The organism is Chloroflexota bacterium (genome assembly GCA_026706485.1).
Taxonomy (GTDB): Bacteria; Chloroflexota; UBA11872; order UBA11872; family UBA11872; genus JAJECS01.
In genome coordinates, this window is the sequence record JAPOYR010000011.1 from 162174 (window position 1) to 175329 (window position 13156).

A 13156-nucleotide genomic window follows, 5' to 3' on the forward strand; every position below is an offset into this window, starting at 1 on the left:
TCGCAGCCGCCGCGACCCTGCCCACCGACGATCCGCATCCGGAGACGGACGGGCATCGATGGGGCATGGTCATCGACGCCGACAAGTGCACCGGCTGCCAGGCCTGCGTGGTGGCCTGCCAGTCCGAGAACAACCTGGCCCTCAACGAAGAAAACCGCGTCATCGAGCGAAGGGCGAAGACCTGGATTCGCATCGAGCGCTACTGGGAAGGCGAATGGCCCAACGCCAAGGCGCGCTTCCTCCCCGTGCTCTGCCAGCACTGCGGCAACGCGCCCTGCGAGACGGTATGTCCCGTGTGGGCGACCTACCACAATCCCGACGGGCTGAACGTGCAGGTCTACAACCGCTGCATCGGCACGCGGTTCTGCGCCAACGCCTGCCCTTACTCGGTGCGCTACTTCAATTTCTGGGAGCCCGAGTGGCCGTCGCCGATGGACCGGCAACTCAACCCGGACGTGACGGTTCGCACCAAAGGCATCGTCGAGAAGTGCACCTTCTGCATCCATCGCATCAATCGCACCAAGCGTCAGGCGGATCGCGACGGCCGACCGGTGGCCGACGGCGAGGTCGAGCCGGCGTGCGTGCAGGCATGCCCGACCACGGCGCTCGTATTCGGCGACTTGAACGACTCGGACAGTAAGGTCAGCGAGCTGTCCCACTCCAAGCGCGCCTACTCGCTGCTGGATTCGCTCGGCACGGCCCCCGCCATCACCTACCTGAAGAAGGTTGATCCCAGCCACGTCGACGAGCATGAGGAGCACGGCCATTGATTAAGCCCGAAGCCGTCGGCCTCAGCTTGACGCTGCGCCCGCCGTATCGGCCGTCGACCATCGCCATCAACCGCAAGAGTGCGGCGGTGGTTGGCGTGGGCCTGCTCGCGGCGCTCGGCGTAGTGATGTACGTGGTGAAGCTGTTCAACTGGGGGGACCGGGCCGAGTGGGCCTATCCGGCGGCGATCACGCTGTTCGTGCTCTCAAGCGTGTCGGCCGCGCCGTTGGTCGCCTTTGCCTCGCGCATGGCGCGCGGCTATTGGGGTCTGCCAGCCCGTCGCGTCGTCGAGCTCTTCGCGCTCCCGTCGATGCTGCTATTCGCCCTGCTCATCCCAATCCTGGGCTCGCTCCCACCGTTCGAGCAGGACGGCGTCACGCGAGCGAATCTGTGGTTCGGGTGGGGCGGCGGCGCACCGTTTCTCACGGATCAGTTGGCCGTTTCGGTGATGCTGCTGGCGGGCGGCGCCCTCATGTGGTTCGCCGCCGTGCCCGATCTCGCCGGCCCACCCAGCCGAGTCCGCGCCATGCCGGCCTGGAAGCGCTTGCTGTTCCTGAATTGGACCGGCACCAAGCGGCAGTGGATCGTCTTGCGCACGTCCATGCGCTGGATCAGCGCCTTCTACCTGATGATGTACGTCTTCGTCACGATGATCCTGACCACGGATCTCGGCCAGAGCCTGCTGCCCGGCTGGCGATCGGGAATCTTCCCGGCCTATCACGTGATCACGTCCTTCCAGGGCGCGATCGCGCTCATCGTCATCACGCTGTTCCTGCTGCGCCGCTACGCGCCGAGCGTGGGCCAGTTCATCGGCGACGAGCAGGCCGCCAGCCTGGGCAAGTTCTTGCTGGCGCTGACGCTGTTCTGGTTCTACTTCTTCTGGTCGGACTTCCTGCTCGTCTGGTACGCGCGCCTGCCCAGCGAGGTGGCGGCCGTCCAGACCAACGTGGCGGTCACCTACATCGTGCCCTTCCTCATCGCGATGTTCGGCCAATTCCTCATTCCCTTCGTCACGCTCATCTTCAACCCCATCCGCCGAAAGCTGGCGCGGCTGACCGCGGTGTCCGTCGTCGTACTGATCGGGCTGTTATTCGACCGAATCCGGCTGTTCGTGGCGTCGATGTCCAGTGAGAATCCGTTCTCGCATGGCCTGGCCGAGCTGCCGGAGCCGTACTACCCGAACGCGATCGACATTCTGTTCATGATCGGCGTGGTCGGCATGGTGGCCGCGATCTACCTATGGGTGCTGACACGCATCCCCACGCCCGGCGGCTGGGAGATGCGCGAAGGGGCCATGTACCGCCGGGAGCAGAAATACATGCACGCCGAAGTGCTCGTGCTCGGCAAGCCGGACTGATCCAGGCATGCAAGAACCCGTAACCGTCGATCGGGAAACCGCAAACCGCGAGTTGCTGGACTTCGTGTTCGCCTGGCCCAAGTGGTTCTTCGCAACCACCGGCCTGCTCGGCGCCGTGATCACGCTGGGCCTCATCATCTTCCTGCTGCTGATGATCTTCGGCCTGCAGCTGTTCGGCTACGCCCATCCCGTCTATTGGGGCTTCCCGGTGGTGAACTTCGTGTTCTGGATCGGGGTCAGCCACGCCGGAATCATGGTGTCGGCCATTCTGCGGCTGGCGCAGGCCGAGTGGCGGCGTCCGGTCACCCGCGCCGCGGAAGTCTTGACGATCTTCTCGCTGATGACCGCCATGACCTTCCCGATCATTCACAGTGGACGCCCCTGGCGCACGCTGTACTGGGAGTTCCCCTACGACTGGATGCGCGGCATTTGGCCCAATCCGCGGTCGCCGCTGGTGTGGGACCCCGCCGCGATCTTCACCTACCTGACTTCGACGGTGATGTTCGTCTACATCGCCCTGCTGCCCGACTTGGCCTTGGCCCGCGACCGCGTCAAGAACCCGATCGGCAAAGCCGTTTACGGGGTGCTGTCGCTGGGCTTCCGGGGCACGTCTCGGCAGTGGCGCATCCAGGCCATCGCCGGCATCTTGCTCTCGGCGCTGATTCTTCCAATCTTCGTCTCGGTGCACAGCATCGTGTCGTGGGACTTCGCCGTCACGATCATCCCTGGATGGCACAACACGGTGTTCGCGCCGTACTTCGTCATCGGGGCCGTCCACTCCGGCGTGTCCGCCGTGGTGACCGTGATGATCGTGATGCGCTACGCCTTCGGGCTGAAGAACTTCATCACCAAGGACCACATCGACTCGCTGGCTCGCCTGCTGATCATCGTGGCCACGGTGTGGCTGTTCTTCTTCATGCTGGACTTCATGTTCGGTCTGTACGGCACCGAGCCCGCCGAGGTCGACACCTGGCAGCGCCGCCTGATGGAGCCGCCGTGGACGGCCATCGCCATCATCTTCATCATCACCGGCTACATCATTCCGGTCGGCGCCTGGCTGTTCCGCCGCGTGCGTCGCAACTTCTTCCTGATGTTCGTGACGACGGTGCTGGTCAACATCGGCATGTGGCTCGAGCGCTACATGATCGTGATCCCGGGCCTCGAGCGGAAGTCGAACCTCACGTTCCAGTATGGCGACTACCTGCCGTCGGCGGCGGAGTTCGGCATCATCGCCGCCCAGCTGGCGTTGGTGATCGCCGGGTTCCTCGTGTTCTCCAAGCTGCTGCCGATCATGCCGGCGGCGGACATCAAGGAAGGTCAGATTCTGCGTGACGAAATCAAGGTCGGCCGTGCACGGGTCCCGGCCACGATGCGCGAGGCGTAAGGGGGACTCATGAGCGCGAGAGATTCGGACCGAAAGCGCGAGCTGCTCGGGCTGTATAACGAGCCCGACGACGCCGCCGACGCCGTGTCGCGGCTCCGCGGCGCGGGCTTCGGCGGCAACGACATCGAGATCATCTCGGCCACGCCTTACCCCGAAGGCGCGTTCGGCGAGCAGCACGCGAAGCATCGGTTGTTCGCGTTCCCATTCGCGGGCGCGGCCTGTGGGCTGGCCGTCGCCATCGCCTGGCACATCGGCGCCCAGATCGCCCTGCCCATCGTGACCGGCGGAAAGCCGATCGTCGCGGTCCCGGCCATCATCCAGGTGCTCTATGAGGGCACTATGCTCGGCGCGGTGCTGTTCACCGTGCTGGGCGTGCTGTTCGAGTCCCGCCTGCCGGACGGCATCGGCGTCTACGACGACCGCATTGCCGACGGCCTCATCGGCGTATCGGTGATGGCGCGCGAGCGCCGGATTCCGGACGCCCAGATCGCGCTGGAAGAAGCCGGCGCAGTCGACGTGCTCAGCAAGGACGGCAGCCTCATGCGCCCGGCGGCGGCCTCACCCTGATGTCCGCCGCACGCCGCGCCGGACGCGCCACCAGCCTGACCGTTGGGCTGGTGTTGGCGGCGTTTGTGATCGCGGCGTGCGAAACCGGGGCCTATCCGGCAGACCTGTTCCCCGAGATGCACTACCAGCAGTCCTACCGCACCCAGGAACCGCCGTACGAGGCGCCGCCCGAGGGCCAGGTGTCGACGCTCGGCGCCGAGCTGCCGGTGACGGACTTTGTCGCAACTATCCAGCTCGAGAATCCCGTGCCATTCGACGGTCCGTCCATTGATCGCGGAAAGGCGCTGTTTGCCGTCAACTGCGCCATGTGCCACGGCGCCGACGGCCAGGGCGACAGCTACGTCGCGGACGCCTTCGAGAGCTACGGCGACAAGCGCCCGGCGCCCCTGGTGTCGGACAACGTGAAGGCCCAGGCGGACGGCGCGCTCTACTGGACGATCACGAACGGCGTCAACAACATGCCGTCCTGGCAGTCACTCCTCACCGAGGAAGAGCGTTGGCTGCTCGTCACCTACATCCGATCGCTTAACTAGCGCCGGCCGGCACTCCCGGCAGCGGGACGGCAGCCTGCCGCCCAAATCACGCGATTGCGCTGGCGAACTTGGCGCGCCTCTGATCGAATCGGCCAAACTGGTCCGCGGGCAGTCACCAACGAAAGGCGCCAGTTGAATGGCTGAAAGCCCGGCGGTCTTTCTCGTCATCCTGCGCTGGCTGCACGTCGTGGCCGCCGCGCTCTGGCTGGGCGGGGGGCTGCTGCTGCTGGCGCTGCGCGCCGGCGGACTTGGTCCGGGCGCCTCCCCGGCGATGCCATGGGGGAGGGCCGCCGGCCACACGCTGCGACTCGGCGTGGGGGTCTTCATCATCACCGGCGCGCTGCTCACGGCGGCGCGGCTCAGCGAGCCGAACGTGCCGGCCGCCTACGTCGTCCTGCTCGCCGGCAAGACCGCGCTGGCCTTTGCCATGTTCTGGCTGGCGCTGCCCCGATCGCGCCGCGGCCCAGAGCCGCCGGCCGAAGGTTGGTCGAGGTGGACGCGGGACCGCACGTTTTGGATTGTGGTCATCGCCCTTGCCGTGTATTTGCTGTCGGTGATCCTCAACGAGCTGATCGAACGCGCCGTGCTGTCGATCGGCTAGGCTAATTTCGACCGCTCGCACGTACTGACGCCTTGACCGACGCCTCCGAACCCGCCAGCGCCACCGCGCCCGAGCCCATCCGGAATCGGCTCTTGTCCGGCAAGTTCCTTTTCGTCGGCGGCGCACTTGCCGCGGCGCTCGGCTTCTTGATCTGGACTGCCACCCAGGGCGCCGCCGTCTACTACCACACCGTGAGCGAGCTGCACGCCAAGGGGGACGAGATCGAAGGCCGCCTCGTGCGCGTGAACGGGATCGTCGTGGACGGATCCATCGAGGAGTCGGCGGACGGGGTCATCCGCTTCGAAATCGAGGACGCCACCGGCGTGCTGCCCGTTGAGTTTCGCGGGTCGCCGCCCGATCTCTTTGGCTATGCCGAGGAAGATAAGTACTCCGACGTGATCGCCGAAGGTCGCCTCCTCGGCACCGGCGTGTTCGAGGCGCGCAACCTCATCGTCAAGCACGGCCCGGAGTTCGAGCCTCGCGAGATCCCAGCCCAGTGAATCCGGTTGCCACGCGGCCGACGCCGCTGGCAACGGCTAAACCGATCATGCAGCCATCCGTCCTCACCCTGAATCGACTGACGGTTGGATTCGGTCGACGCCACGTGGTTCGCGACGTCTCGCTGTCCCTGCGCCCCGGCGAGCGAGTGGCCTTGCTGGGAGCCAATGGCGCCGGCAAGACGACCCTGCTGCGCACGCTGGCGACCCTGCAGCCGCCGTTGGGCGGGCAGGCGACCGCCGGCGGCGCGGATGTCGTGCAGCGCAAGCGCGAGGCGCGCCGTCACGTCGGCTTTGTCGGGCACACGCCGCACCTGATCAGTCACCTCACGGCCCGCGAGAACCTCGCGTTTCTGGCCTCGCTCTACGGGCTGTCAAACGCCGGCGCGCGGGTCTCCGAATCCCTGAGCGTGGTGGGGCTCGATGAGATCGCCAACCGACGCGCCCGCGAGCTTTCACGCGGTCAGCTCCAGCGGCTGGCCCTGGCGGCGGCAGGGCTGCATCACCCGGCGGTGCTGTTGCTGGACGAGCCCGACGCCAGCCTCGACCGCGACGCCGTCCGCGAGCTGCCCGCCATGCTGGACGCGCTGTGCCCAGGCTCGGCCGTGCTGCTGAGCACGCATGATCCCGATGTGGCCGCACGGGCGGCCGGGCGAAGCATTCTTGTGGACCAGGGCCGGGTCATCGAACCGGATTCGCCCGGAACGCCAGCGCCGGAGCTACCGCTTCCGACCGGAGCAACGGACGTGTCGTTCATCACCACGGCGTGGACGCTCCTCCGCAAGGACGCGCTGGTGGAGTGGCGCGCACGTGAACAGGCGCCGGCGCTGCTGGCCTTCACGCTGCTCATCACCGTGCTGTTCGACATGGCGTTCGTCATCCTGGCGCAGGCCGACGCGCCGGCGGTGGCCGCTGGCGTGGCCTGGTCCACGCTCTTGTTGGTGGCCAGCCTGTCGGGCGTCCGGCTCTTTGGATCCGAGCGGGACGCCAACACGCTCACCTGCTTGCGCCTGGCGCCCATCGATCAGAGCGCCGTGTTCGTGGCCAAGTACCTCCTGCTAGCCGCGCACGTGCTGGCCGTTGGACTGGTGCAGTTGGCGCTGCTGAGCGTCCTGCTCGATTTGCAGCTCTTCCAGGGCGGGATGCTGGCCACCTTGGTTCTCGTGACCATCGCCTTGAGCGCGGTAGCGGCCATGCAGAGCGCCCTGGCGTTGGAGAGCCGCGCGCGGGAGGTCCTGATGCCGCTACTGGCGGTGCCGCTGGCGATACCCGTGATGCTGGCCGGTGTCGGCGCGACCCTCGAAACGCTGCAGGGCGCGCCGGCGGGGGGCGCCGCGCCGTGGCTGGGTTTGCTGGCGGTGGTGGCCGCCGTATTCTTAGCCTTGAGCGTCCTGCTCTACCCGCTCGCGGTCGACGGCTAGGAGATCCTTCGCATGAGCCTTGCCAGCTTCGTGCTGCGCCGCCGGGCCAGCAGGCAACCGCCGCTCTTCGGGTGGCGGGGCCTTGTGGTCTATGCGTCGCTGCTGGTCCTGATGTCGGCGGCGCTCTACATGATCTTCATCTACGCGCCGGCGGAACGCGTCCAGGGTGACGCCCACCGCCTGCTCTACGGCCACGTCGCGGTGGCCTGGCTTGCCTTTCTCGCGTTCGGCATCGTCGCCGTCGCCAGCGTGCTGTACCTGTGGCGGCGAAATGCGCGCTGGGACAGCCTGGCGGTGGCGTCCGCCGAGGTTGGCGTGCTGTTCACCACGCTGACGCTGGCCTCCGGTTCCATCTGGGGTCGCCACGTGTGGGGCGTCTGGTGGACCTGGGACCCGCGGCTGACCACCACGCTGGTGCTGTGGTTCATCTACGTGGCTTACCTGGCGCTCCGGATGTACATCGACAACGTCGACACCCGCCGGCGCGTCGCGGCCATATTCGGCATCGTGGGCGTCGTTGACGTGCCCATCGTGTGGTACTCGGTGGAATGGTGGCGCAGCCTGCACCCGGTGCAGTCGGTCACGCGCGCGGGACTGACCCCGGAGATGGTGCTCACGATGCTGGTCACCGTGGTCGCGTTTACCGTCTTTTGCTTCGTGCTTATCCGCCAGCGCTATCTCTTAGAGCGTGCCAGCGACGAGGGAGAGGATCTAAGGGATATCGTCCGCAATCGGCTTGAGGAATTGCGGATGACAGGCGCCAAGTCGACGCCGGAGGCTGGGAAATGACGCAAGAGCTCGTGTATCTGCTCATCGGATACGGGGTTATCTGGGTGCTGCTGTTCGGCTACCTGGTGTTCGTCACGGGGCGGATCCGCAGCGTGCAGGACGCGGTCCGCGACATGCGGCAGGAGCTCGACGCTCAACGTCACAAGACCTCGGAGTAGCCTCGACATCACGCGTCCTCCACGCGGCGGCGCCGGAAGCGCGCTCCGGCATTGGAATGGGCATGTCAGTGCATAGCTCCGGTCGGGCATCCGCATTCGCCGTCACCTCTTCGAATTGCCGGGAGCTGAAACTGTGATCGACCTAGTGGTGGTCGGCCGCCTGGCGCTCGGGCTGGCGTTCGGCGTGGCGGTGCTGCAACTCACGATGAGCGGACTCGCCGTCTGGCGTCGCAGCCCGGACTTCACGGACGCCGCGCGCAACGCCGCCGTCATCCTGGCCGCCGTCGTGACCATTGCCGTCTCCACGCTCGCCGCCGGATTTCTCAGCCAGGACTTCTCGATTGCCTTCGTCGCCGACACGTCCAGCCGCTCCATGCCGCTCGGCCTCACAATTTCCGCCCTGTGGGGCGGCCAGGAGGGCTCGCTGCTCTTCTGGGCCTGGGGGCTCAGTCTTTTCAGCGCCCTCGCGGCCTGGCGCATGACCAAGCGCGACGACGCGCTCGCGCCCTGGGGCATTGGCACGCTGGCGGCCATCGCGCTCTTCTTCATCGGTGTGCTCGTATTCGTTTCCAGCCCGTTTCAGCGGCTGGTCGTGGCGCCCGTCGACGGACGCGGGCTCAATCCCTTGCTCTGGGACAGCGGCATGCAGGTGCATCCGCCCATGCTGCTCACCGGGTACATGTCGTTCACGATTCCCTTCGCGTTCGCAGCGGCCATGCTGGCCGCGGGGCGCCTCTCCCAGGATTGGCTGCGCGAGATGCGCAATTGGATGCTCGTGGCCTGGGCCATCCAGGGCGCCGGCCTGTTGCTGGGCGCCTGGTGGGCCTATCGCGTGCTGGGTTGGGGCGGCTATTGGGGCTGGGATCCGGTCGAGAACGTCGCGCTGCTGCCCTGGCTCGCGGCCACGGCTTACATCCACTCGGCGCTGGCGCAAGAGCGGCGCGGACAGTTGCGGGCCTGGTCCGTGGGACTGGTGCTTTTGGGATTCGCCCTGGCCGTTTTCGGCACGTTCGTCGTGCGCAGCGGGATTCTCACTTCGGTGCACTCGTTCGCGCTGTCGGACGTGGGGCCGATCTTTCTCACGTTTGTCGGCATCGTCATGGTGATCGCCGTCCTGGCCTTCCTCTATCGGCTCCCCATGCTGCGGGCCCCGATGGCCATCGAGTCGCTGGCGTCCAAGGAAGCCGGAGTCCTGCTCAACAATCTGCTGCTCATGGCGGTGCTGGTGGCGGTGCTCTGGGGCACCGTGTTCCCGATCTTCTCGGAGCTTGTGCAAGGGGTGCGCATCGCGGTTGGGCCGCCGTTCTACGCCCAGGTCACCGTGCCGTTGCTGCTGATCATGCTCGGGCTGTTGGGCATCGGGCCGCTCCTGGCCTGGCGGCGCACGACGGGGCGCGCCGCGTGGCGGGCCACCCGCTGGCCGATCCTCGTCGCCATCGTGGTCTCTGCCGTCTTGCTCGCCGTGGGCATGCGCGCCGGGCTGGCCGTGCTGGGGTTTGGCCTTGCAGGTCTCGTGGCCGCCGGCGCCTTGCTCGAGCTGGCGCGAAGCGTCCGCGCCCGAGCACCGCAGTCAGCCGGCGAGCCGCGCATCGCGCTCAGCCTGGTCGGCAGCCGGCGACGCCTGGGGAGCCACCTGGTGCACTTCAGCGTCGCGGTCTTTGCCATCGGGATCGTCGGCTCGTCGTCCTTCGGGCAGGAAAGGGCCGTGCGCCTGGCCCAAGGGGAATCGGCGACCGTCGACGGCCACACCGTCACGTTTCGCGGCCTCCGTCCCCTGTCGCAGCCCGGTCTGACGACCGTTTACGCCGACCTCGACGTGGAGCGCGGCGATCAGCCCCCGGCGCGCCTCGCACCCTCGCGCCGGATACACGTCGGGTGGGAGAACCAACCCACGTCCGACGTGGCGATTCGCACCACCTTCCCTGGGCTCGACGACCTCTACGTCCTGCTCGACGATTGGGAGCCGGACGGATCGGCGGCGTCGTTCCGCATCCTGGTGAATCCGCTCGTACCGCTGCTATGGGTTGGCGGCGTGCTGTACTTCGTTGGCGTGCTCGTGATCGCCTGGCCCACCGCCGCACGACAGCCGGCGCAGGCTCCGGCGCCCGCGGGGCATCCGGTGACGCCGTGAGCCCGCGCGCGGCCCTGGTGCTGACGCTGGTCATCGCGAGTTTCGGCGTCGCGATCGCCTACGCCGACGAGCACGATGCCGACGCGTTGTATGCCCGCCAATCTCGCATCGCCGACAAGCTGGACTGTCCCGTCTGCCAGGGCCAATCGGTCAAGGAGTCGAACGCCCCGTTGGCCCAGCAGATGCGCGCGCTCATCACCGAGAAGATCTCGGACGGCGCATCCGATGAGGAGATCTTCGATTTCTTCGAGACGCGCTATGGCGTCGGCGTGTTGCGCGATCCACCGAAGCAAGGCCTGGCGCTGGGCGTTTGGCTGGGGCCGATCGTCGCCGCCTCCGCGGGGGTCCTGGCCGTGGGGGTGGTGCTGCTGCGACGCCGGCCGCAACCGGCCCCAAGGGCCGACGAGAACCTGCACGAGCTCGAAGCCCGAATCGACAGCCTGCGGCAGCCGCCCGACGGCGAGCGCACGTGACGCCGGCCGTCCTGCTGGTTGGGCTGGCCCTTGTGGCTGTCGGCGGGCTGGCCTGGATCTCGACGCCGCTGCTGCGCGACACGGCCCGGCGCGTTCGTCCCCGACGCCAACCGCTCAGCGACGAGGTGCGGCGTTCCCTGGACCTATTGGCTGATCTCGATCTCGAGCGCCTTCGCGGCGCGATCAGCGACACCGAGCACGCCGAGCTGACGGCCGAGTCCCGCCGCCAGGCCGCGCTCGAGCTCGGGGCACACGAGCAGCGGCGCGCCCGCGCCGAGGCGCAGGTCGAGCACCTGCTGGCCGATCGGCCGCGAATGCCCGAGCGCGCCGCGCCCAGCCTGCCGCGAGCGTCGGCGCGCCGCCCGCTGGTCTGGCTGCTCACGGGGGCAACGTTGGTCGTGGGGCTTGTTGCGGTGGTCCTGGTCGTGACCTTGGGCGCGCGCGAGGGCATAGGCGAGCAAACCGCCGTGGGAAGCGTGGGCGTTCCGGCCATCGGGGCCGTGGCAGCCTCACCGACGGACGCTGCCACCCTGGTCGCCGCGCATCCATCGGGGCTGCAAGTCAGCCGCGACGGCGGAGCCACCTGGCGGCCCGCCGACTTTCCGCGCGCGACCCGCTCGGTGGCCGCAACACGCACCGGATTCGTCGCCATCACCGACGACGGGCCGTTTCGCGGCGACGGCACGGCAGCCAGCTGGACCGAGGGCACGTCGTCGCTTGACCTAGCGCGGATTGCGTCCGCGTCCCGCTCCGATCTCCTGGTGGCGATTGACAGCGCCGGAGCAATCCACGCGTCGGACGACCACGGCACGACCTGGCGTTCGCTGCCAATCTCCGCGCCGCCCAACGTGACCGGAATGGCCGTCGTCGAGCAACCGGTACTACAGATTGTGGTGAGCACGTCGTCCGAGGGCGTGCTGGCCGCGGGCTTGGACGGGAGGTGGCGCAGCGCCAACGGCTTCGTCAACGGCGCGCTGCCGACCGTAAACATTCGCTCCCTGCACTATGAGCCAAACTCCGGCGACCAGTACGTGTCTCCCACCGGCCAGGAATTCCAGGGCGCGGTATACGTCGCCACCGATGCCGGGGTCTTCAAGTCCGTCGACGGCATGCAGTCCTGGAACCGCCTGACGCTCGCCGCCGACATCGTCGTCGTCACCGGAAGCGCGGCGGCGCCGCGCGAGCTGTACGCCGTCGCCCGCGACGGCACGGTGTTTCGCAGCCGCGACCTGGGCGCGTCATGGGGCTAGTCATCTCCGGGCCGTCCCGCCGGTCGGTGCCGCGGCTGCTCGCGGCGCTGGCGCTAGCCGCCACTCTGACCGCGGCCTCGCATCCGGCGGTCAGCGCCCAGGACTCGGGGGGGATCCGCGGCACGGTGGTCAACGGCACTTCGGGCGCGGCCATCCCGACAGACCTGGTGGTGGCGCTTGTCGGTCGTCAAGGCCCCGACGCGCTTCCCACTCGCACGACCGGCGTCAATGATGACGGGACCTTTGTTTTCACGGATCTCCCGCGAACGGCGGATGCGGCGTACTTCGCCCACGTCGACTACCAGGGCGTGTCGTATGCCACGGACGGGGTCAGCTTCGACGGCCGAACGGAAGTAGAGACGACGCTCACGATCTACGAATCCACTGCCCAGAATCCGGGCATTTCGCTGCAATCCGTGTCGCGGCTCATGCGGCATCAGACCGCCGACGCCATTGCCATCCTGGACGTGATCGACGTCCTGGTTCCCGGCGACCGAACGTTCCTGTCTACCGCCTCGACGACCGCCCCACCGCCGCTGCGGTTCGCCGTGCCCGACGGCGCGTTTGGCCTCCAGCCCGTGAGCGGGTTCACTTCAAATGAGCTGGTCATTGGGGGACCGGGATTCGCCGTGCTGGCTCCGCTGCGACCTGGCGTCACGACTATCGCCTACGCCTATCAGCTGCGTCTCGTCGACGGCGCGGCCTCGTTCGACTGGCTCATCGGGCTGCCCGCAGGCGTCGTGCGGCTACTCAGCGAGCAGGACGTATTGGTGACGACTCCGCAGGGCTTGGCGCCGGGCGACGCCACTTCGTTTGCGGGGATCGCGGTGGACCGCTGGGAAGCCCGAGACGTCGCGGCCCGGACGACGTTCGCCATAGAGGTTGCCGACACCACGCTGCCCGGCATCGTGCGCGCCATTCGCACCACCACGGCCGACCGTTGGGCGCTCATTGCGGCCGGAGTCGGTATCGTCCTGACGCTCATCGTCGCGGTGCAGCGGCGCGTCTGGCGCGCGCGCCCCGCGCCGGACGACCTCGCGCGGGCGCGGGGACTGCTGGCAAAGCTGCACGACTCACATCAACGCACCGACCCTGAGCATGAGGCCATGCGCGAGGAGCTTGTCGACTTGATCGAGCGTCGCCCCGACCTCGCGGTCGAGCTGCGCCGCGACCGGGCGGCGCAAGGGCCGGGGTCTTAGCTTTGCAGCGCGCTAACGAGCTACCTAC

At 67.8% G+C, this 13156-nt stretch carries 14 protein-coding genes; all 14 read left to right on the top strand.

The features are described from left to right. The first annotated feature begins 65 nt into the window (after window positions 1-65). The 14 genes from OXG79_10220 to OXG79_10285 all read left to right on the top strand — a co-directional run bounded on the left by OXG79_10220 (window position 66) and on the right by OXG79_10285 (window position 13128). Window positions 66-770, top strand: a complete 705-nt coding sequence (locus OXG79_10220) for a 4Fe-4S dicluster domain-containing protein (protein MCY3784148.1) — start codon at window positions 66-68, stop codon at window positions 768-770. After that, window positions 767-2125 carry a hypothetical protein gene (locus tag OXG79_10225; GenBank protein MCY3784149.1) on the top strand — a complete coding sequence of 453 codons (1359 nt, stop codon included), beginning with the start codon at window positions 767-769 and terminating at the stop codon, window positions 2123-2125. The genes OXG79_10220 and OXG79_10225 overlap by 4 nt, the downstream gene beginning before the upstream one ends. 7 nt (window positions 2126-2132) lie before the next feature. Further along, window positions 2133-3509: a polysulfide reductase NrfD gene (gene nrfD, locus OXG79_10230; GenBank protein MCY3784150.1), complete on the top strand. Its 1377-nt coding sequence runs from the start codon at window positions 2133-2135 to the stop codon at window positions 3507-3509. Between the two features lie 9 nt (window positions 3510-3518). After that, a complete protein-coding gene (locus OXG79_10235; protein ID MCY3784151.1) occupies window positions 3519-4076 on the top strand; it encodes a DUF3341 domain-containing protein in 558 nt (185 codons plus the stop codon). Beyond that, window positions 4076-4609 carry a cytochrome c gene (locus OXG79_10240; protein ID MCY3784152.1) on the top strand — a complete coding sequence of 178 codons (534 nt, stop codon included), beginning with the start codon at window positions 4076-4078 and terminating at the stop codon, window positions 4607-4609. The genes OXG79_10235 and OXG79_10240 overlap by 1 nt, the downstream gene beginning before the upstream one ends. A 136-nt stretch (window positions 4610-4745) precedes the next feature. After that, window positions 4746-5210 carry a hypothetical protein gene (locus OXG79_10245; protein ID MCY3784153.1) on the top strand — a complete coding sequence of 155 codons (465 nt, stop codon included), beginning with the start codon at window positions 4746-4748 and terminating at the stop codon, window positions 5208-5210. 32 nt (window positions 5211-5242) lie between these two features. Then, the gene (locus OXG79_10250) at window positions 5243-5710 is read left to right on the top strand and encodes a cytochrome c maturation protein CcmE (GenBank protein ID MCY3784154.1); all 468 of its coding nucleotides are present in this window, start codon (window positions 5243-5245) and stop codon (window positions 5708-5710) included. A 47-nt stretch (window positions 5711-5757) separates the two neighbouring features. Continuing rightward, window positions 5758-7128 (top strand): heme ABC exporter ATP-binding protein CcmA, encoded by a 1371-nt coding sequence (ccmA, locus tag OXG79_10255; protein MCY3784155.1) that lies wholly within the window; start codon window positions 5758-5760, stop codon window positions 7126-7128. Between the two features lie 12 nt (window positions 7129-7140). Then, a complete protein-coding gene (ccsA, locus tag OXG79_10260; GenBank protein MCY3784156.1) occupies window positions 7141-7917 on the top strand; it encodes a cytochrome c biogenesis protein CcsA in 777 nt (258 codons plus the stop codon). Next, window positions 7914-8075 carry a CcmD family protein gene (locus OXG79_10265; protein MCY3784157.1) on the top strand — a complete coding sequence of 54 codons (162 nt, stop codon included), beginning with the start codon at window positions 7914-7916 and terminating at the stop codon, window positions 8073-8075. The genes ccsA (OXG79_10260) and OXG79_10265 overlap by 4 nt, the downstream gene beginning before the upstream one ends. A 133-nt stretch (window positions 8076-8208) precedes the next feature. After that, entirely contained in the window at window positions 8209-10206 is a 1998-nt protein-coding gene (gene ccsA, locus OXG79_10270) for a cytochrome c biogenesis protein CcsA (protein MCY3784158.1), read from the top strand. Continuing rightward, entirely contained in the window at window positions 10203-10679 is a 477-nt protein-coding gene (locus OXG79_10275) for a cytochrome c-type biogenesis protein CcmH (protein ID MCY3784159.1), read from the top strand. The genes ccsA (OXG79_10270) and OXG79_10275 overlap by 4 nt, the downstream gene beginning before the upstream one ends. Next, complete coding sequence (locus OXG79_10280; GenBank protein ID MCY3784160.1) at window positions 10676-11929, top strand: hypothetical protein; 1254 nt, start codon at window positions 10676-10678, stop codon at window positions 11927-11929. The genes OXG79_10275 and OXG79_10280 overlap by 4 nt, the downstream gene beginning before the upstream one ends. Further along, the gene (locus OXG79_10285) at window positions 11920-13128 is read left to right on the top strand and encodes a hypothetical protein (GenBank protein MCY3784161.1); all 1209 of its coding nucleotides are present in this window, start codon (window positions 11920-11922) and stop codon (window positions 13126-13128) included. The genes OXG79_10280 and OXG79_10285 overlap by 10 nt, the downstream gene beginning before the upstream one ends. Window positions 13129-13156 lie beyond the last annotated feature (28 nt).

Excerpts from the sequence above, each read along its gene's own strand:
- ccmA (MCY3784155.1), top strand. The coding sequence starts at position 5,758 with ATGCAGCCATCCGTCCTCACCCTGAATCGACTGACGGTTGGATTCGGT.
- OXG79_10235 (MCY3784151.1), top strand. The coding sequence starts at position 3,519 with ATGAGCGCGAGAGATTCGGACCGAAAGCGCGAGCTGCTCGGGCTGTAT.
- OXG79_10285 (MCY3784161.1), top strand. The coding sequence starts at position 11,920 with ATGGGGCTAGTCATCTCCGGGCCGTCCCGCCGGTCGGTGCCGCGGCTG.
- OXG79_10220 (MCY3784148.1), top strand. The coding sequence starts at position 66 with ATGGTCATCGACGCCGACAAGTGCACCGGCTGCCAGGCCTGCGTGGTG.
- OXG79_10240 (MCY3784152.1), top strand. The coding sequence starts at position 4,076 with ATGTCCGCCGCACGCCGCGCCGGACGCGCCACCAGCCTGACCGTTGGG.
- nrfD (MCY3784150.1), top strand. The coding sequence starts at position 2,133 with ATGCAAGAACCCGTAACCGTCGATCGGGAAACCGCAAACCGCGAGTTG.
- ccsA (MCY3784156.1), top strand. The coding sequence starts at position 7,141 with ATGAGCCTTGCCAGCTTCGTGCTGCGCCGCCGGGCCAGCAGGCAACCG.
- OXG79_10245 (MCY3784153.1), top strand. The coding sequence starts at position 4,746 with ATGGCTGAAAGCCCGGCGGTCTTTCTCGTCATCCTGCGCTGGCTGCAC.
- OXG79_10265 (MCY3784157.1), top strand. The coding sequence starts at position 7,914 with ATGACGCAAGAGCTCGTGTATCTGCTCATCGGATACGGGGTTATCTGG.